This window comes from Litoribacter ruber, from assembly GCF_018449405.1.
GTDB lineage: Bacteria > Bacteroidota > Bacteroidia > Cytophagales > Cyclobacteriaceae > Litoribacter > Litoribacter ruber.
Genome location: NZ_JAHCMY010000006.1, coordinates 185,562 through 204,603, shown reverse-complemented (window position 1 = coordinate 204,603; position 19,042 = coordinate 185,562). Strand labels below are relative to the sequence as shown.

Genomic DNA, 19,042 nt, shown 5'->3' with positions numbered 1-19,042 from the left:
TTGGAACTTGCTAAAACAGGTCTTTTGAAAGTGATGATTTTCAAAAGACTAGATTGCTGATGATAGGCAAAAATACGGCAATTAACAGCAGAATTGAAAACTGCGCATTAATTTACTTGAAATGAATTTAAATTCTTTCGATCAATCCCTATATTGCGGTTCAGCTAAGTCGTGAAAAATCCCATTCCAATATGAAACAATATCACCAATTACTACAGCACATTTTGGACAATGGCGTCCAAAAAGGTGATCGTACAGGTACAGGAACCTTGAGTGTGTTTGGCTATCAAATGCGGTTTGAACTACAGGAAGGATTCCCGCTGGTGACCACCAAAAAATGTCACCTGCGATCCATTATCCATGAATTGCTTTGGTTTTTGAATGGTGATACCAACATCAAATATCTTAAAGACAACAAGGTGTCAATTTGGGATGAATGGGCTGATGAAAATGGGGATTTAGGGCCTGTTTACGGCTACCAATGGAGGCATTGGCCTGATGGTCAGGGCGGGGAGATCGACCAGATCAAAAATCTGATCCAGCAGATCAAGAATAACCCAGATTCTAGACGGTTGATCGTAAGTGCCTGGAATGTAGCTGATGTGGACCAGATGGCATTGCCGCCTTGCCACTTGCTGTTTCAGTTTTACGTGGCTGAGGGCAAGCTCTCCTGCCAACTTTACCAAAGAAGTGCTGACGTGTTTTTGGGGGTACCTTTTAATATCGCCAGTTATGCATTGATGGTAATGATGATTGCCCAAGTTTGCGACCTCCAGCCAGGTGAGTTCGTACACACATTTGGCGATGCGCATCTTTACAGCAATCACCTAGAGCAGGCGAATTTGCAACTTAGCAGAGAGTGCAGGCCTTTACCGGTGATGAAAATCAATCCCGAGGTAAAAGATATCTTTGGTTTTAAATTTGAAGATTTCGAACTGGAAAATTACGATCCACATCCGCATATAAAAGCCCCTGTGGCTGTTTAAATCACAAAAAGATTTTCTATAAACTCGATCGGTTCGATGTTGAATTCGGTCGAGTTGATTTTTTCTATATAATGTATGCCAGTTACGTTGGTCGTAAAAACTAGATCGGCTTTCATTATTTCTGAAGGTTTGAATTCTCCTTCCACTACAGAGTACCCCTTTTTTTGCAACTTTTCCATCACCACTGCTCTTCCTACTCCTTCGATGCAGGAGGAAGTGAGGCATGGGGAATAGAATACACCGTCTTTTTTCCAAAATAGATTTGATGCTCCGGCCTCACAGACGTTTCCTTTTGCCTCAAGTAGGATTACTTCATCCATTCCTGCTTTTTTTCTGGAAATTCCCGCCTGCACGTATACCAAAGCATTAAGCGTCTTACAATTGCTCCAAGGGAGATTTGGAACAACAAACTGTTTGTTGATAAAAGCTGATTTCTGCTGTGGTGGGGTATAAGTAAAGGCCTCAAGTATCAGGGATTCGCTGGCATGATGGCTCACTGGGGTGTATTTCCCCACACTATCACGATAGATGTTCCACCTTACCCTTAGAATTTTACCCGGAAATTTTTCTTTCAGATATTGCTCCACATCTTGGAAGGCCTGCTCTACCTTCAGTTCAATATTTAAAGTTGTACAACCTTTGAACGCACGGGAAATATGTTGCTTTCCAAATCTGATTTCCGCTCCTGTAAAAATCATCGTTTCAAATATCCCATCTCCATAAAGATAGGCACGGTTCGCTAGCTGTGAGGGGCTGGCGTCAAACTGGCCATTTTTGGATTTAAATAAAAAACATGTCTCGTTATCGGACAGGTGGATGTTCATTATCGTGCGAAATTTGAATTTGTCTTATAAAGCTAACGTTAAATAATTATAAATAACCTAGCTCTAATATTTATATAAGACCATTAATTGAATATTAATCATTTAATTGAAAAATAGTTGCTAGATTAGCACAGTTATAGTAAAATTTGTACCCAAATGGCAGGAAAAAGTAGTGTATTCGATATGATTGGACCAGTGATGATAGGCCCATCTTCATCCCATACGGCAGGTGTGGTTCGGATCGGGCGTGCGGCTATCCGTGTGTTGGGCGGTATACCCGATGAAGCCCTGATAACTTTCTACAATTCTTTTGCCAGAACTTATGAAGGCCATGGCAGCGACAGGGCCATAATTGGAGGCTTGCTGGACATGAAGACAGATGATGATAGAATCAAGACTGCCTTTGAGGTAGCCAAAGAAAAGGGCTTGCAATATTCTTTCAAATCTATTGGAAATGCATCTGTTTACCATCCCAATACGGTAAAAGTTAACCTGACCAAAGGGACCAAAAAAGTAGAGGTGATTGGTGAGAGCTTGGGAGGAGGGCTGATCAATATTTCTAAAGTAGATGGTTTTAATGCCGACTTTTCTGCCCAAGCGCACACTCTTATTATCAAGGCCCAGGATGTCTCTGGTGCAATTGCCTTTATTTCCAGCGTAATTGCCCAAGAAAAAACCAATATCGCCACCATGTCCGTATCCCGAAAAGGTAAAAATGACATTGCCTGTCATGTGATCGAGATGGATTCTGGCCTTCAACCCATCACGATCGAATATTTGAAAAGCCTTCCTTGGATCAAGGAACTGATTTATATCCCAGACATAGATTTATAGTATGAAGAAAGTTTACTTTTTGTTTAGTTTACTTCTGTTAGCCGGTCAACTTAGAGCCCAAGACTACCAAGTTACGGACCTGACCCTGCAGGAGTGTATCGAGATTGCTCTCGAGAACAACATCAACTTACAGCGGACCGAGCTCAATCTGGCCAATACAGAGGCAGCCCTGTTGGAGGCCCGCGGGAATGTTTTACCATCTTTTAGTTTAGGGTTTGCGCCCCAAATCAGATGGGGTCGAAATATTAACCCAGTGACCAACCTCTTCGAGACCAGAAGAATCGGGGCGGTTAATATGGTAGCAAATTCTAACGTGACTTTATTCGCCGGTAGGCAGATCCAAAACAGTATCAACCAGGCCTTGACCAATGTGGAAGCAAGTCAATTTGATGTGGAGGCAAGCCGCAATGATATCACCTTAACGGTGATCAATCTCTTTGTCAATGTGGTTTTTGCCAAAGAGCAATTGAACATTGCCCAAAGTCAACTGAAAACTGTAGCTGAGCAACGTGACAGGACGACCAGACTAGTGGAGGCAGGTTCTTTGCCAACTGCGGAAAGACTGGATATCGAAGCCCAGACTGCCACAAGTGAGCTTGAGGTAATCAATGCCTCAAACAACCTTCGATTGGCACGTCTGAATTTGGCTCAGATGCTTCAGGTGCCATTCTCAAATGAATTTGATATCAGCTTTCCAGATCTGGAAGCAGAAGACTATAATTTAGCCGAAACGGATGTCAACCAAATCTTTGCCATTGCCTTGGAAACCATGCCACAGGTAAGGGCAGCAGGGCTGGGGGTTGAGGCATCGGAATTCGGTGTTAAGGCCGCAAAAGGAGGCTTTTATCCAACCTTGTCTTTGGGAGGAAATGTATTCTCCAACTATATTGATCAGCCTTCCCTGCCAAATTTTGAAATCAATCCGTTTTTTCAGCAGATTGAAAATAACCTAGCCCAGCAGGTTACGTTAAATTTAAATATTCCGGTATTCTCTAATTTCCGGAACAGGGCCAACCTTCAGCGTGCCCGAGTGCAGCGCAGAATGAGCGAGCTTCAGCAAGTGGAAACCCAGAACCAGTTGCGCCAGGATATCGAAACAGCTTTCACAAATGCCATGGCCTCCCGCCAGGCTTACCGAAGCTCCCAGAGAAGGGTGAGTTCCCTTGAAGAAGCCTTCCGCATGTCCCAGCAGCGGTATGACGTAGGCGGTATCAATGCCGTTGATTTCCAGATTGCCCAGAACAATCTGTTCAATGCGCAAGCAGATTTGATCAATGCAAAATACGAATACATTTTCCGGGTGAAAGTCCTGGATTTTTACTTAGGCAATCCCATTTCATTATAATACCATGGCAAAGAAAAAGAAATCCAATAAATTGATATTCATCCTACTCGGGGTAGTGGGCGTATTGTTACTTTTTATCATCATCGGCAGATCAGCCGGGTGGATTGGTGGAGAAAAGGAACTTGAAGTCGAGGTGGCCGAGGCAAACCGAAAGACTATCATTGAAAAAGTAAGTGCCTCAGGGGTGGTCCAGCCTGAGATTGAGGTGAAACTTAGCCCAGACGTGGCTGGTGAGATTATTAACCTAAATGTCAAAGAAGGAGATTCGGTGCGTGTAAATGACCTTTTGGTGAAGATCCGCCCTGACAACCTGATTTCTGCCCTGGGTAGAAGTGAGGCCAACTTGAATCAAAACAAGGCCAATTTAAGCCAAGCTAGAGCCCAGCTGAAGAGAGCTGAGGCTGTATTTAATAGGGCGGAACTGGAGTTTAAAAGAAATGAGAAGCTTTATAAAGATAAAGTGATTTCGGATTCGGATTTTGAGCAGGCCAATGCTGATTTTCTTTCTGCCAAAAATGACTTGGAAGCTGCTCAGCAAAATGTGATTGCAGCCGAGTACATCGTGAAAAGTGCCCAGGCGACTGTGGATGAAGCAGCGGAAAACCTGCGCTTGACCAATGTGTATTCCCCGATGAATGGAATAGTTTCCAAGTTGTTGGTTGAAAAAGGGGAACGTGTGGTAGGTACGCAGCAAATGGCCGGTACGGAAATGTTGAGATTGGCCGACCTTTCCCAAATGGAAGTGAGGGTAAATGTGAATGAAAATGATATTGTTCGGCTTTCCTTGGGCGATACCACTATTATAGATGTGGATTCCTATTCTTACAGCAACAAGAAGTTTACAGGGGTAGTTACCTCAATTGCCAATTCTGCAAACGAAAAAGCCAATCAGGATGCCGTCACCGAATTTGAGGTTCGTATCAGGATTTTGAATGAGTCCTATCAGGACTTGATTTCCGAAAAGAACAGGTATCCTTTCCGTCCTGGAATGACAGCCAGTGTGGAAATCATTACCAACAAAAAGCAAAATGTATTAGCTGTGCCTCTTGCAGCAGTCACTACTAGAGAAGGCCAAGTGAGAGAAGGAACCGACGGTAGACTGAAGGAACTTGTGTTTGTAAAAGATGGCGACAGGGCCAAGAGGGTAGAAGTCACCACGGGTATTTCAGATTTTGATAACATTGAAATTATTGAAGGCCTAGAAGAAGGTCAGAAGATTATAAGCGGACCTTATTTTATAGTCAGTAAACAAATTGAGGATGGCAAATTGGTGAAAGGTAATACTCCAACAGCCGAGCGCACTACCGCGTCTAGATAAATGATAAAAAGGGCTTTCAACCACTGAAAGCCCTTTTTTTTTATCAATTTTTCTATTTCATTGTACCCTCCAAATGGTCGATCAGGTCATTGTCCAAGGTCCTGTAGCTTCTCATGCAATCCGCTGTCATGCAGCTGTGGATGGGTAGAATACCAATCACATCACCTATTTTTATCCGCTCCATCAATGCGTCGGGAGCATGGATGAGCCCATGTTCTTGGGAAATGCTTTTCAGGAATGCCCTTTCGGCTGGAATTATCCATTTATCTTTTTCAAACAGTACTACTTCCCCGAAATTTTTAACCTCATTATCATTGAGCACATCTTTGGACAAGTGGACCCCGCCACCGTGTATCAATATTTCATTCTTGCCAACTTTCACATCCACCACAGGTGAAGCCAGCGCTACCGCTATGTCCTCTTTGTTGCAGCTGCCGATTGCTGCTTGGGTAAGGTCGTAAAAGACAAAATTTCCAGGTCCCAACTCATCAATATGGTCAAAGTTTTCCATCAGGGAAGCACTTGGAGTGTCCCCTGACCTGCACACCAATTCGGGATATTGACTTTGGTATTTGGCCTTCAGAACTCGAAACGCCTCTTGGTTTTCTTTGTGAATCTTTTTGATTCCCTCCAAGTTAGCGTGATAGGTGTGGCCTGCATGGATATAAAAACCTTTAAAATTCATGTTTTTATTCTCAGCGATGACCCTCAGGATGTTGTCAATTACCTCAAAGTTTTCTACTGGCACTCCGGTCCGACCGTATCCAGCGTCAATTTCAATGAAAAACCCGATGGACCTTTCTACTTTTTGGGATACCAGCCTTGCTACTTCCTCATTTACCAATTGGATAGAAACGGGCTGCCCCTGCATCAAGGATAGATCTTCGATGAGGAGTGGGTTGAAGGGGAAAGCAATATGAATGTTTTTAAAGCCCCTATCTCTAAAATAAAATGCCATTCGAAAGGATGAGACCGAAATTTCATCAATTTCATAGTCTTTGCACCACTCTGCCACTTTTAAAGATTGGTGGGTTTTAAAATGAGGTGCGAGTTTGAGGTTTAGAGATTTAGCTTTCACAGCCATCTTTTTCAAATTTCTTCGACAAATGGCCTCATCTAATATCAAAGTTGGGTTTTTAATCTGAAAATCAAGCATATAGTAGGTTTATTAGGTTTGGTTGAGGTCGTTTCTTTTCTTAAAAATCTGTAAAAATTACTGATTTCTAAAATTCTAACCCTATTCTTTAATTGTAGTTCTTAATTTTGGTAAACAAAATCTATCTCCACTAATTTACGTTAACATTTTGGGGGAAGGGTAAATACCATGAGTAAGAAAATAATCATCATCATACTGGCCATCATCTTGGTGCCAGTGCTGCTGCTTGCCGGCACGATCGCCGCAGTATATTATAATCAACAAAAAATAGTCCAACGAGCTCTAATCACTGTCAATGAAAGTTTTGACGGGGAGTTGACTATTAAGGGAAGCCACATTTCTCCCTTTGCGAATTTTCCCTATATCTCCATCGACTTGGAGGAAGTGGCGTTTTATGAAAACAAAGCAATGGACACCCGCCCGCTATATACGGCTAGCGATGTGTATGTGGGTTTTGACATCAAAGATATCCTAGCGGGCAATTATAGCGTCAAGAGTATAAAGGTTAAAAATGGGCATCTGGATGTGGTCAGATATGAAAACGGAGATATCAATTTGCTTTTGGCAAAAGGGTTGGGAGAAGATGCTGAGCCGGAAACCAATGAGGCCTTCAATGGACAAGTTGAGTTGGAGTCCTTAAAAATTGATGGTTTTGAAATCTCTTATAAAGACCTTTCTTCCGCTCAGGTAATCTTGGCTCATATCAAATCGGTAGATACCAAACTGAAGTATAGTGCTGACCACTTCTACATAGATTTGGCATCTGATTTCCTATTGGATATTGTAGAAAATGGGCAACCTACATTTTTTGCCAACAAACATCTGGATATTGATCTCCACTTGGACTATGATATGACTGAGGAATTGGTCACCGTTCTAAAAAGTCAGGTGATGTTGGAACAGGCGCTGTTTTCTTTGGAGGGGTTGGTGGACATGGATGATGATATGGACATGGACCTCAAGTTTTATGGTGAAAAACCCGATTTTAATATTTTCGCTGCATTTGCGCCTGCGGAAATAGGGGAGGCTCTCAAACGCTATAGGAATGAAGGTCAGATTTATTTTCTGGGCAGTGTCAAAGGCAAGTCTGCAAACGGAAATATCCCGGCCGTATCGGTTGAATTTGGCGCCGATAACGCCTATTTCCTCAATACTGAAATGAACAAAAAAGTGGATGATTTGGCCTTTGCGGGTTATTTCACCAATGGAAAAGAGAGAACCTTGGAAAGCTCTGAGTTAAGGCTACAGAGGTTTACAGCGAGACCTGAGGAGGGCATCTTTGAAGGTAAAATGATTGTTAAAAACTTCAAAGATCCTTTTATCAAAGTCAACTTGCATGCTGATCTTGACCTGGAGTTTATCGGCCAATTTCTACAAGTGGAAGGACTTGAGAGGATCAAAGGACAAGTGCTTCTGGATATGGACTTTGACGAGTTGATTGACCTAGAGCTACCGGGTGAAAACCTGGCCCAACTAAAGCAGGGTATTGACAGTGAGTTGACCATCAAAAACCTAAGCTTTAACATTCCTGATTACCCCCATCCAATCCGAAACGCCAATGGCCATGCCGTGATGCGTGACGGCAAAATCGAGATGGATAACCTTTCATTTAACATCGCCGGGTCCGATTTCAAATTTACCATGGGACTAAGTGATTTCCCAGCCCTGTTTCACCAATATGATCAGATAGTAAACTTGGAATTGAATGCCAACTCCAAGAAAATTGACTTTCCTGAGCTGCTTTCATTTGATTCAGCACTACTTGCCATCACTGATGAGGTGATTGATGATTTTGAAATCAAATTGGCCTTTGAGGCAAATGCCAAGGACCTTTGGAACTTTGAGCACCTTCCAAAGGGTGAGTTTTTCATCAAGGATTTCCATGCAAAATTGAAAAACTATAGCCATGCCCTTCATGATTTTCATGCGGACTTGATTATCACCGATAGCTCGTTTTTGCTAAAAGATTTCTCTGGGTTTATTGATAAAAGTGATTTCCATTTCACAGGAAAGCTTGACAACTACAGGAAATGGTTTCAGGAGGTCAAAAAAGGGGACACCAAGTTTGAATTTGATTTCCATTCGGATTACCTTCAGCTCGCAGACCTGCTTTCCTATGATGGCCAAAATTACCTGCCTGAAGATTATAGAAACGAAGAGTTGAGAGGCGTAAAAGCGCATGGGCTATTGGACTTGCACTATGATTCGGTTTTCCATTCGCTGGATTTTTACCTTTCGGGCTTCCAGGGCAAAATGAATGTCCACCCTTTGAAGTTTGAAAATTTCAAAGGCAGGGTGCATTATGAGGATGAGCATCTTTTGGTGGAGGGCTTTGAAGGCAAAATGGGAGCAAGTGATTTCAAAATTGACTTGGCTTACTACCTCGGGGAGGACAGTACCATCCGAAAGAGGGATAATCACTTTAGGTTTGTCGCAAAGGCGCTGGATCTCGATGCTCTGATGAATTATGATATTCAAGCCGACACTTCCCATGAGGATGCCTTTAATATCTTTGATTTGCCTTTTACCGACATGAAGTTTCAGGCTGAAATTGGAAAATTGAATTACCACACCTACTGGTTGGATAACTTTAAAGTGAAAGGCAGAATCCAAGAAGATCACTTCATGTACTTGGATACACTAGGAGTGAATGTAGCAGAGGGCTGGCTTGGTATGAAAGGATACTTCAATGGTTCAGATCCTAAAAATATATACTTCAACAGTACCTTGCAGGCGGAAAGGCTTGACCTTGATAAATTGCTGATCAAGTTTGAAAATTTTGGACAGGATTATTTCATCAATGAAAATATTCACGGAAAAGTCAGCGGGACCATCACCAGCAATTTTCTTGTACATCCTGATTTTACACCTATTCTGGAAAAGAGCGAGGCCCATATGGACCTGAGAATTTATGAGGGTAGCATCAATAACTTTGCACCCCTGCATGCTTTATCTGATTATTTTAAGGATAAGAATCTCAATATGGTCAGGTTCGATACCTTGGAAAATGCGATGGACCTAAAAGAAGGAGTCCTGTCTATCCCCAAGATGAACATCAACTCCAGCCTTGGTTTCATAGAGTTGTCAGGTAAACAAAGCCTTGACCTTAGCATGGATTATTTTTTGCGGATTCCGCTTGGCTTGGTGACCCAAGTTGGCTTCAGGTCCCTCTTTGGGGGCAAACGCAAAGAAGAAGTGGACCCTGAGCAAATCGACGATATTGTCTACCGCAACGAAGACCGCCGCGTCCGTTTTCTTAATATCAACATGAAAGGTACCCCTGATGATATTCAGGTGTCACTGGGGAGGGATAGGTCGAATTAAGGGTGATTTTCAGCAGTTTAAAATTTGATCAAAAAAAATCAAAAAATCTCAAAATTTTTTTTCAAAAGATTTTTGGGGTGAAATGCAATAAAGTTTTGGTGTGTTGCAAAATTAAATTTATGTAACAATAGTTGGTGAATTGTGTTGGTATTAGGTTTATTGTTTTGGGTTTTTGGTGTTTTGGAAATAAAAATTTTTGTTTCATATTAGTGTCGTAATCAATATTAAAAGGGAATAAGAGCCCTGGATTTGATCCCTAAAACAAGAATCTTTTTAAAACATTAACGTACCATACTATGAAAAACTTTAAGAAAATTGCTCTGGTTAATTTTTACGCACTAGTAACTGTCGTAGCTATCTTTGCTGCCACCAAGATGTTGGGCATGGAGTTCGGATTCACCGCTTCTTCTCTTGTACCCACAGTTCTTTTGCTAGTTGTTCCTCAGGCTGGTTTTATCTATTACCTGACCAAGGATTATAGCCCAAAGAGACAAGAAGCCATCGCATAACAATCCTTTTACTTTAACCCAAAAAGCCCCAAGTAGCAATACTTGGGGCTTTTTGGGTTTTAGGAATAAGCTTTTGATCAGTCCTTGATGTTGGCCAATTTTAGAATAAATGCATACTCCATGGCCAATTCTTTGAGGCTGTTGAATCTTCCTGAGGCACCTCCGTGGCCGGCATCCATATTGGTGTAAAGGAGAAGCAGGTTATCATCGGTTTTCAACTCCCGAAGCTTGGCGGCCCACTTGGTAGGCTCCCAATATTGAACTTGGCTGTCATGTAGGCCAGAGGTGATCAACAAGTGGGGATAGTCTTTAGCCTCAATGTTGTCGTAGGGAGAGTAGGAGAGCATATAGTCATAATACTCCTTGTTTTTTGGATTACCCCACTCGTCAAACTCCCCAGTGGTCAACGGGATACTCTCGTCAAGCATGGTAGTAACCACGTCTACAAAGGGCACAGCAGCAATAATGCCATGATATAGCTCAGGACGCATATTCATCACAGCGCCCATCAGAAGGCCTCCTGCGCTGCCTCCCATCGCATAGAGGTTCTGCGGGGAAGTGTATTTTGCCTGGATCAAAAACTCAGAGCAGTCGACAAAGTCCTGAAAGGTATTTTTCTTTTGGAGCATTTTGCCGGTTTCATACCAGTTTCGGCCCATTTCCTGACCGCCTCTGATATGGGAAATAGCAAATACAAATCCTCTGTCCAACAAGCTCAGCCTGCTGGAACTAAATACTGGATCAGTACTGTACCCATATGAACCATAGGCATATTGTAGCAAAGGGTTTTGCCCGTTTTGTTTGAAAAGATCTTTTTTGTAGACAATTGAAATAGGAATTTGGGTTCCGTCCACGGCAGTTGCCCATTCCCTTTTCGCTTCGTAATCGCTTTGCTCAAAACCTCCCAAAACTTCCTGCTGCTTGAGCAAGTACCTTTCACGACTCTCCATGTCATAATCAAACGTGGAGGCTGGGGTAGTGAGTGAATTATAACCAAATCTCAAGATGTGGGTGTCAAACTCGGGATTGTGCCCTATCCAGATGGTGTAAGTTTCTTCATCAATCTCAATGAAATGGTTGGACCCATTTCGCATATGGCGGATCTGTATGCGCGAAAGGCCGTTGTTTCTTTCTTCAAGCACCAAGTGGTTTTTGAAAACCTCAAATCCCTCCAAAAGGACATCCTCACGATGCGGGATAATCTCTACCCAATTATTGAGGGATGGTTTGTCAACTGGGGCTTTGTCAAGCTTGAAATTGGTAGCCTCATGATTGTTAAGAATCAGAAAATGGCCGTTGAAATGTTCCACTTCATATTCCAAATCTCTTTTCCTCTTTTGCACCAAATGGATATGTCCATGAGGGTCATTGGCATTAATAAACCTGTACTCGGAGGAGACAGTGCTTTGGGATCCTATGAAGATGTATTCTTTGGATTTTGATTTGGCCACAAATGTGGTGAAAGTGTCATCTTTTTCCTCATAGACCAACTCATCCTCCTCTTGGGAAGTGCCCAGAGTGTGCTTATATATCTGAAATGAGCGCAAGGTATCTTGATCCTGTTTAGAGTAAAAAACAGTCTTGTTGTCATTGGCCCAAACAAAGTTTCCCGTAACTTCAATGATTTCATCAGCCAAAAAATCACCAGTGCTTAGGTCTTTAAATCTGAGGGAATAAATTCTCCTCCCGATTATATCCTGAGCAAAGGCCATCAGGTTTTGGTTTGGGGCCACACCTACAGCACTCACATTAAAATAGTCAAAGTCCTCAGCCAAAACATTTTGGTCCAAAATCACTTCCTCATCCGCTTCCAATGTCTCTTTTTTCCGGCAAAAAACCGGATACTCTCCACCCTTTATATATTTGGTGTAGTAATAATAGCCATCCTTGAAATAAGGAACACTCTCATCATCTTCCTTCACCCGTCCTTTCATCTCCAAAAAAAGTTTTTCTTGCAAGCCCAAAGTATCAGCCAACTGGGCATCCAAGTAGCTGTTTTCCTCATTGAGATAGTTGATCACTTCCGGGTTGGATCGGTCATTCATCCAGTAGTAGTTATCTACTCTGGTGTGCTGGTGCATGGAAAGGGTTTTAGCTATTTTTTTAGCCACTGGCTTATTGAGAAGGTGGGTTTCCGTAATGTTCATATAGGGATTTCGGTCAACTTTTACTCTAACGTTGCGACAAAAATAAATAGTTCGATTCGGATTATTTAGATTAAGTAAAAATAATTTGAGTATAGATTGATCTTTTGCGTTTTATTGAAATTTGTTTTTAAATGAGTATATTGAGTTGTTTTATTATTTGTTAGACTCATTTTTAACCAAACATTATTTTTATGACATTTATCAAAGAGTTTAAAGAATTTGCTCTTAGAGGCAATGTGGTAGATTTGGCTATAGCCGTAATTATTGGAGGAGCTTTTGGTAGAATAGTTACATCCATGGTCAATGACATCATTATGCCTCCCATCGGATTGGCACTGGGTGGGGTGGACTTTAAAGATCTCATGGTAGTACTGCGGGAAGCTTATATTGATCCCGCAGGAGAATCCATCAGTGCAGTCACCCTCAATTATGGCAATTTTATTCAGCAGGTGGTTGACTTTCTGATTATTGCCTTTATCATTTTTATGATAATCCGCTCTATGGCAAGGTTGCAGAAAAAAGAGGAGGCAAAACCAACTCCGCCACCTGCGCCTTCGCGTGAAGAAAAGCTGTTGGAGGAAATCAGGGATTTGTTAAAAAGATCTTAAAAAATTAACTAAGGGAGTTGTCTACTATTTTGACAACTCCCTTACTTATTAAAAGCATACCGGAGTTGCAAGGTACTTTCGGTAATTGTTGAGCCGTTGATTTCCTGCAGGCCAGAACTGATTTTATCCCTGTCTGTAAAAGATGTGCGGGCTAGTCGTCCCCATACCGTAAGTTTAGGACTTATTTTATATTGGCTTAACAGGTAGTAGCGTATACCCTGACCATAATAGGCAGGGATGGAAAAGGCCCAGAGTACATTTTTCTCGTACACATACTGCCTGTTGTCATAATCATCAGTATCAAAAAGAGCTACCCTACCACTAAAGGAGGCTTTTTGGGACTTGAAAGTCAAGTCCTGCAAAATGGTGTATCCTTTAGTTTTTTGTCCCTCAAAACGATAACTGCTAAACTGGACCCGGGACTTTATGCTCCAATTCCTGTCTAAAACCATGTCTAAGCTTGTGGTGGAGTTGAATCTTTTGGCGCTTGAAAGAATATGGCCAGAAGGAACCGCCGTTGCCGCTCGGTGATTTCTTTCTTTACTTTCTTGCCTAGTTTGGACAAACATGGAAATTTGACGGGAAGGTGAGTAGGTGATCCGTTGAAGCCATTCATAGCCTTCGGAAGGCGCATAGGCCTGAAACCTAAGCCATGGAAACCTGAATTGGTCATAGTACCCTGACCAGGTTACTTTTCGGATAGGCTTGGCCTGAAGGCCTATGTAAAAGCCTGTTTCATTGATGGGGCGGCTCCCTTCTCCGAATCCGTTGCCATAAAATGTATGGAAGTTTTTGGCATAATTTCTATAAAGGAGGGATAAGTCTACTTTTGGACTCAAACTGCTCATCAAGCCCAGCACTGTTCCCATACCACCACTTCTTGATCGTGCGGACTCGCCAAAGAAAAAATAATTTTGATAATTATAATTGAAATAAAAGCTGTGTAAATGATTTTGCTTTCCCCTAAATTCAAACCCATTATACACTCTTTCTTGTCTTTGAAAAGGCTGGCTGTATTCAGTGAATAGCGTGTTAATACCCATTTGGAAAGAACGGTTGAGTGACGCGTATTGAATATTCCCGCCTATATTGTTTTCCCGAAGTTGGGCTTTTTGGGCGATTTCATTGGAAGTACGGTGAAGGCCGCTCAGCATGAGGGATGAAATGTAGGCTTCTTCTCTTTCAAGGGTGTCCAAACCTACCTGCAAATTGCCATCTCTAGGGGTGGAGGAGGCCAAGGCAGTGATTTCAAACCGGCCTTCCTTTCGGGTAAATGCTGCACCTCGAAAATACCCAAATTCCAGCACTGATGTATAGGGCCGGATGCCTAAAGAGCTCCTCCGGACGGTTGTGATTGCCTCTGCCCCCTTGCCTACAGAAAACCCCGAACCAAACACCAATCCCTGTCCAAACTGCAGCTGATAATCGCCCAAGGCCAAGGTTTTCCATTTCCCCTTGTTGTAGAGGGTGAAATGATAAGATAAAAAATTGAAACCATAGCGATTTGTGGGCGTGTCCCACGTAAATTGTTCTCCCGGATCTTTATCCAGCGTAAAGCCCACGCTAAAATCCTTGGTATGTTGCATCCTAAACCTTACATATAAATCGTTAGGATCACCCAAATAGCGGTTGGTCAACCTGCCATTGGAAAGGGTATCAGGCGGAGTATAGCCCTTGCGGGGTTCCCAAACTCTCCGGTGACGGATCATTAGGTAATTCTCTCTATCACTTGCCATCCGACTCCAAAGGTTGCCAGTAAACTGGTGCTCTCGGTCTTCAAGCGTCACAAAAGGCAATAACTTATAAATGGTTTCCAAGTCAAATTCAGGGATTGCCTGAAGCTCATAAATGGTTAAAAATTGGCCAAAGGAATTTCTATAATTTATGAATTCAGAGATTTGAAGGGGAGTCAAAATGTATAAAGACTGAAGCTCCTCTGCGGAAACCTTATTCAAATGGACTGGGCTGAGAAGAAGCTGCAGGAGGCTTTCATAGAGGTTTTCATAATCCAGTTCTTCATCTTGGAAGGCAAAAAGGTCTTCCGCAAACTGCTCCAGATCAATTTCCCTTGGTTTGTAGGTTTGGGCTAAAATTGGAAATGCTGCAAGGAAAATGAAAAAGGCCCAGCACCACCTCATTGTCCAAAGAGAAGGTTAAATGAGAAATGGTGCGTGAAGCCGAGTTTATAATTTTGGCTTAAGGCATAATCTATGTGGTATTTTCTAGGCCTGAATCCAATCCCAAAAAACAGGTTGTTGGGGTTGGTGTTGAAGCCAAGCCGGCCCTGAAGCTTCTCCTGCATGTTATATTCCATCCCGGCCTTAAATTGGGGTGGGAGCAAAATATCTTTCTCGGCTTCCACATTCAAGATTAGGGCATTTGAAGGCCGTATTGACAAGCCTGCTTTCACGAGGGTTGGGAAGGTATCATCGGTATAGCGGCTCATTTTGGCCCGAGTGAAGTTGTAAATGTGGGCTCCAAAGAATAGGTGAGGGGAAAGCTCCGCCACTCCTCCAAATTCAAAAATCGGCACACCACTTCGGCCAAATTCATCAATGTTGGTCTGCAGGTAGTTTGCCTTTACGCCAAAACTCGCAATCCCCAGCTTATTCGAAAATCCAAGTCCCAAATTCTGCTGGTTAAAAAGCTGTCCTCCGAAATGGCTGACATTGATTCCCCAGTTGCCTTTAGTAGTTACCATCGCCAAGCCTGCCGAGAGAGTTGATAGTTCAGATAGATTTAGCCGGTGATCAAAACCGAAGAAAGCCTGGGATCGCTCCAGCCTACCCAGTGCACCAATGTTGTTGAAAAGGCTATAGCCATCTACCAGTGTAACATGGGAGTTGCCCATCCCCATGCTTCTGGCACCGGATGGATAGGTTTCCATACCAGATTGGGCTACAGATACTATTATACAGCAAGTCCATAAGGACAGGGTCATCCATGCGGTATGCCTCATAAAAAATGAAAATAGGAGTTGAGGATAAAAAATTGAATAGTAATTTACTATAAAATTACCATAACCTATTGAAAATAAACGACTAAGTTAGAAAGGTGCCCTGAAGTTTATAAAAAAGTTTCCAAACCCGAGGTTGTTAACTGAGTATTCAAAGCGGAAAACCTGATCATAGAAGGTCACCAAGTCCAATCCCAAGCCGTAACCGTATAGATACCGATTGGTCAATCGGGCATTTTCAGGCAGGTTATTTCTGTCTTTAACATGGCCATGGTCAAAGTTAGCACTCAAATAAAGCCTCACTGGGAAGGTGGAGAGGGCATCGACAGGGACAAAGCTGGAAAGGTCATAAGCCTTGTTGAATAGCTCATATCGTAAACTGTTTTTATGGGCAACCGTTTGCTGGCCCTCAATTACGTTCAATTCATATCCACGGATAAAGTTTGGCAAGTAGCCTATACCCCTTACCAAGGTATAGGGCTGCTGGGGGCTCAAATAGGTGGAACCTGATACCCCCGTCACAAAATGGATTTTGGGAGTGATCCTCAAATATTTGTTGGCAATAAGAGAAAACTCTGTCTCGTTTACATCATCATTTGAAAAAAGCCCATAGCGGGTCAATCCTACATTCAAAACCTGCCCCTCGGTAGCATAGGCAACATTGTCCCGCTTGTCGTGGCGGTAGCTATAGCTGGCAGAGAAAAACCTTAGCTGGTTATCCCCATGTTGAAAGAAATCCGGATTTTCGGCCAAAACATCTTCATGGATAGAGGTCTGGTTATAGCCTACCGTGATGTTGTGGAAGTTGTAAAAACTGCCCCTATATGTGTACCGAATATTTCCAGCAATATTTTGCCTCAAGACATCCTCATTGTCATTGGTATAGAAAACCTGCCTATTGTCCACTGAGCGAAGGGGAATGGTTTTCATGGTAAAATAGGTGACCTGGGCAGCCAAGCCATGCTGTTGGTTACGGTCTATATATGGCTTGGAATATATCAGGTCAAAAGCCTGCGTGAAACCAAATTGAGCCAATAGCTTTAGCTTTTCATTTCGCCCGCCCACGTTGTCATGGTTGAGTTTTACCCCATAGTTAACCCTTGAAAAATCCCGGTTTTGGTTGACCCACCATTCGGAGAAGTTCCGATCGGCAAGCGTGAAAATCACACTTGGAATCACATACCACCGCTCTTTTACGGTCACCAAAATTTCCACTTGGTCATCTTCTACGAAAAGGGGGGTGACTTCCGCTGTGGTAAACAGCTGAAGGTTGTAAATCTTCTTTTGGTCTTCGATCAGGAGGGAAATAAACTCTTCCCAATCATAGGTAGTCCTGCTTTGGATATCCATTTCCCTGGAAATGATGCTTTTCCTCGTTTTTTCATTTCCAATGATGAAAATATTGTTTACCGTCACCTGCTCCGGGGCCTTGGGGTCGATGGCAAGGGAATCCAGGTCTTGTGCGATAAGACAAATGGGAGCCACGCTCAGCAGTAAGAGGATGATATATTTCCAGTAAAACTTCAAATGACCTTTTTGTATTTAATAAATCAAAATTAGGAACTAACTTAGGCAGTTGTAACTTAAATACCTAAAGCCAGAATCAAATTAACGTGCCGTGGGTTTAATTATTTAACAGGGGAAACGACTTTAAACCCAAGCTATCTTCTCTAGCCAGCTAAACTAAAACTGTGTGAGTACCATCTTCAAAAAAATTGCGATTTTACCCGTATTGTTTTATCAATACTTCATCTCCCCATTGCTGCCACCCATGTGCCGATACACGCCTACGTGCAGCCAGTACACAAAAGAAGCCATTTTAAAACATGGGGTTTTCAAAGGTGGGTGGCTAGGCATCAAGCGGATCGCAAGATGCAACCCGCTTGGCGGTCATGGCCATGATCCGGTCCCTTAATGCTCGGTTGGTTTTTGCCTCATGGCTAGGATGATTAAAGCCAATCCGCCCAATACGGCAGGAATACTGAGCACCTGACCCATATTCAGGGTAAGTCCCTCTTCAAATTCCACTTGGTTTTCCTTAAGAAATTCCCAAATAAACCTCATCCCAAATACCGCTACTAGAAAAATCCCAAGGTAAAGCCCTTCAGGAATTCTATTCTTGTATTTTACCCAACCTATGTATAGGCCGATGAAAATAAGCAGATAGGAGATAGCCTCGTAAATCTGTGTTGGATGTTTGGCTATACCAAAGGTTTGAATCGTAGCCACATAATGGTCGCCTCGGTCATGCAGGGTGTAATTAAGCGGTGTGTCGGGAGCCTCTGCCAAATATTTCTGTGAGCTCCTGAATTTGGTCAATACATATTTGACATCAGTTTCCAGCGCTGTTCTAAGATCTTTTTCTTCGTATCCGCCTTTGGCAATTTCAATGTCAAAATTCAATGGGACAATTCCGTTTCCAGACAATTCCTCCTGTCTGTTATCCGGTCTGTAGGCATTCACGTCCAATACAGGGATTCTTAAAGTTGCAAGGGTTTCTTCTGCATCTCTAGCGAAAACAAACCCAGAATCATTCTCAGTAGCCTTTCCGCCGATTTCGGAATTCATCAGGTTTCCAAATCGAATTAGACATCCAGTTAGCGCTACTACGATCACGATCCGGTCTACCGTCCACAAATAACTTTGTCCAGGGGTTTTTCTTGCGTACAACCAAAGGGCTATAAGAATGGCAATGGCCGCTCCATGGCTTGCCAGCCCGCCTTCCCATACTTTTAAGATGTCTAAGGGATTACTGAGGTATTTGTCGGGTTCATAGAAAAGGACGTGCCCCAGTCTAGCGCCCACAATTGTCGCCACTACCATGTAGATTGTAAGTTTGTCGACAAGGGCGGTATTGTGATTTTCTTTTTTGAAAATATAGATCATGATTTGCTGGGAAATGATAAACCCCAAGGCAAAAAGTAAGCTGTACCACCTCAACCGCTCAAAGCCAGGAAAAACGGCCGGGTTGGGGCTCCAAACTATGTAATCTAAAATACTATTGACCATTGTTTTAATTTTTTGCTAAGATAAGA

At 42.6% G+C, this 19,042-nt stretch carries 15 protein-coding genes; 8 read left to right on the top strand and 7 right to left on the bottom strand.

Annotation, left to right across the window (positions count from 1 at the left end; translation table 11 throughout):
* Nucleotides 1–191 precede the first annotated feature (191 nt).
* Nucleotides 192–986: a thymidylate synthase gene (locus KI659_RS12490; RefSeq protein WP_213945686.1), complete on the top strand. Its 795-nt coding sequence runs from the start codon at nucleotides 192–194 to the stop codon at nucleotides 984–986.
* Here KI659_RS12490 and KI659_RS12485 read toward each other — a convergent pair.
* Nucleotides 983–1,810, bottom strand: a complete 828-nt coding sequence (locus KI659_RS12485) for an aminotransferase class IV (protein WP_213945685.1) — start codon at nucleotides 1,808–1,810, stop codon at nucleotides 983–985. The two genes, KI659_RS12490 and KI659_RS12485, sit on opposite strands and share 4 nt — an antisense overlap.
* 156 nt (nucleotides 1,811–1,966) lie before the next feature.
* On the opposite strand from KI659_RS12485, the gene sdaAB reads away from it, so the two are divergent.
* Genes sdaAB through KI659_RS12470 form a run of 3 tightly spaced genes read left to right on the top strand, consistent with a single transcriptional unit; the run spans nucleotide 1,967 to nucleotide 5,307 of the window.
* Nucleotides 1,967–2,644, top strand: a complete 678-nt coding sequence (sdaAB, locus tag KI659_RS12480) for an L-serine ammonia-lyase, iron-sulfur-dependent subunit beta (RefSeq protein WP_213945684.1) — start codon at nucleotides 1,967–1,969, stop codon at nucleotides 2,642–2,644.
* A 1-nt stretch (nucleotide 2,645) separates the two neighbouring features.
* The gene (locus KI659_RS12475; RefSeq protein WP_213945683.1) at nucleotides 2,646–3,989 is read left to right on the top strand and encodes a TolC family protein; all 1,344 of its coding nucleotides are present in this window, start codon (nucleotides 2,646–2,648) and stop codon (nucleotides 3,987–3,989) included.
* Nucleotides 3,990–3,993: 4 nt separating this feature from the next.
* Nucleotides 3,994–5,307, top strand: a complete 1,314-nt coding sequence (locus KI659_RS12470; protein WP_213945682.1) for an efflux RND transporter periplasmic adaptor subunit — start codon at nucleotides 3,994–3,996, stop codon at nucleotides 5,305–5,307.
* A 52-nt stretch (nucleotides 5,308–5,359) separates the two neighbouring features.
* On the opposite strand, the gene KI659_RS12465 is transcribed toward KI659_RS12470, so the two are convergent.
* Nucleotides 5,360–6,463 (bottom strand): alanine racemase, encoded by a 1,104-nt coding sequence (locus tag KI659_RS12465; RefSeq protein ID WP_213945681.1) that lies wholly within the window; start codon nucleotides 6,461–6,463, stop codon nucleotides 5,360–5,362.
* A gap of 168 nt (nucleotides 6,464–6,631) precedes the next feature.
* Between KI659_RS12465 and KI659_RS12460 the strand changes: the two genes are divergently transcribed.
* Together KI659_RS12460 and KI659_RS12455 are read left to right on the top strand one after the other, a co-directional pair.
* Nucleotides 6,632–9,787, top strand: coding sequence for an AsmA-like C-terminal region-containing protein (locus KI659_RS12460; RefSeq protein ID WP_213945680.1), 3,156 nt, complete (start codon nucleotides 6,632–6,634; stop codon nucleotides 9,785–9,787).
* A 296-nt stretch (nucleotides 9,788–10,083) separates the two neighbouring features.
* Nucleotides 10,084–10,296 carry a hypothetical protein gene (locus tag KI659_RS12455; protein ID WP_213945679.1) on the top strand — a complete coding sequence of 71 codons (213 nt, stop codon included), beginning with the start codon at nucleotides 10,084–10,086 and terminating at the stop codon, nucleotides 10,294–10,296.
* A gap of 77 nt (nucleotides 10,297–10,373) precedes the next feature.
* Here the strand turns inward: KI659_RS12455 and KI659_RS12450 are convergent, their stop codons facing one another.
* Nucleotides 10,374–12,443: a S9 family peptidase gene (locus tag KI659_RS12450; RefSeq protein ID WP_213945678.1), complete on the bottom strand. Its 2,070-nt coding sequence runs from the start codon at nucleotides 12,441–12,443 to the stop codon at nucleotides 10,374–10,376.
* Between the two features lie 191 nt (nucleotides 12,444–12,634).
* Here KI659_RS12450 and mscL point away from each other — a divergent pair, with 191 nt between their 5' ends.
* Nucleotides 12,635–13,051 (top strand): large-conductance mechanosensitive channel protein MscL, encoded by a 417-nt coding sequence (gene mscL / locus KI659_RS12445; protein ID WP_213945677.1) that lies wholly within the window; start codon nucleotides 12,635–12,637, stop codon nucleotides 13,049–13,051.
* A gap of 41 nt (nucleotides 13,052–13,092) precedes the next feature.
* On the opposite strand, the gene KI659_RS12440 is transcribed toward mscL, so the two are convergent.
* The 3 genes from KI659_RS12440 to KI659_RS12430 form a co-directional block, all read right to left on the bottom strand.
* The gene (locus tag KI659_RS12440; protein WP_213945676.1) at nucleotides 13,093–15,189 is read right to left on the bottom strand and encodes a ComEA family DNA-binding protein; all 2,097 of its coding nucleotides are present in this window, start codon (nucleotides 15,187–15,189) and stop codon (nucleotides 13,093–13,095) included.
* Nucleotides 15,186–15,938: a PorV/PorQ family protein gene (locus tag KI659_RS12435; protein WP_246535396.1), complete on the bottom strand. Its 753-nt coding sequence runs from the start codon at nucleotides 15,936–15,938 to the stop codon at nucleotides 15,186–15,188. Before KI659_RS12435 ends, KI659_RS12440 begins: the two co-directional genes overlap by 4 nt.
* Nucleotides 15,939–16,097: 159 nt before the next feature.
* Complete coding sequence (locus tag KI659_RS12430; protein ID WP_246535395.1) at nucleotides 16,098–17,534, bottom strand: BamA/TamA family outer membrane protein; 1,437 nt, start codon at nucleotides 17,532–17,534, stop codon at nucleotides 16,098–16,100.
* A gap of 166 nt (nucleotides 17,535–17,700) precedes the next feature.
* On the opposite strand from KI659_RS12430, the gene yidD reads away from it, so the two are divergent.
* Nucleotides 17,701–17,922, top strand: a complete 222-nt coding sequence (gene yidD / locus KI659_RS12425; RefSeq protein WP_213945675.1) for a membrane protein insertion efficiency factor YidD — start codon at nucleotides 17,701–17,703, stop codon at nucleotides 17,920–17,922.
* Here yidD and KI659_RS12420 read toward each other — a convergent pair.
* Nucleotides 17,919–19,016 carry a prolipoprotein diacylglyceryl transferase gene (locus KI659_RS12420; protein WP_213945674.1) on the bottom strand — a complete coding sequence of 366 codons (1,098 nt, stop codon included), beginning with the start codon at nucleotides 19,014–19,016 and terminating at the stop codon, nucleotides 17,919–17,921. The two genes, yidD and KI659_RS12420, sit on opposite strands and share 4 nt — an antisense overlap.
* Nucleotides 19,017–19,042: the final 26 nt, after the last annotated feature.

Coding starts and splice junctions, on each gene's coding strand:
- KI659_RS12475 (WP_213945683.1), top strand. CDS start 2,646: ATGAAGAAAGTTTACTTTTTGTTTAGTTTACTTCTGTTAGCCGGTCAA.
- sdaAB (WP_213945684.1), top strand. CDS start 1,967: ATGGCAGGAAAAAGTAGTGTATTCGATATGATTGGACCAGTGATGATA.
- KI659_RS12470 (WP_213945682.1), top strand. CDS start 3,994: ATGGCAAAGAAAAAGAAATCCAATAAATTGATATTCATCCTACTCGGG.
- KI659_RS12490 (WP_213945686.1), top strand. CDS start 192: ATGAAACAATATCACCAATTACTACAGCACATTTTGGACAATGGCGTC.
- KI659_RS12485 (WP_213945685.1), bottom strand. CDS start 1,810: ATGAACATCCACCTGTCCGATAACGAGACATGTTTTTTATTTAAATCC.
- KI659_RS12420 (WP_213945674.1), bottom strand. CDS start 19,016: ATGGTCAATAGTATTTTAGATTACATAGTTTGGAGCCCCAACCCGGCC.
- KI659_RS12450 (WP_213945678.1), bottom strand. CDS start 12,443: ATGAACATTACGGAAACCCACCTTCTCAATAAGCCAGTGGCTAAAAAA.
- KI659_RS12455 (WP_213945679.1), top strand. CDS start 10,084: ATGAAAAACTTTAAGAAAATTGCTCTGGTTAATTTTTACGCACTAGTA.
- KI659_RS12440 (WP_213945676.1), bottom strand. CDS start 15,189: ATGAGGTGGTGCTGGGCCTTTTTCATTTTCCTTGCAGCATTTCCAATT.
- KI659_RS12460 (WP_213945680.1), top strand. CDS start 6,632: ATGAGTAAGAAAATAATCATCATCATACTGGCCATCATCTTGGTGCCA.
- KI659_RS12435 (WP_246535396.1), bottom strand. CDS start 15,938: ATGGAAACCTATCCATCCGGTGCCAGAAGCATGGGGATGGGCAACTCC.
- KI659_RS12465 (WP_213945681.1), bottom strand. CDS start 6,463: ATGCTTGATTTTCAGATTAAAAACCCAACTTTGATATTAGATGAGGCC.
- mscL (WP_213945677.1), top strand. CDS start 12,635: ATGACATTTATCAAAGAGTTTAAAGAATTTGCTCTTAGAGGCAATGTG.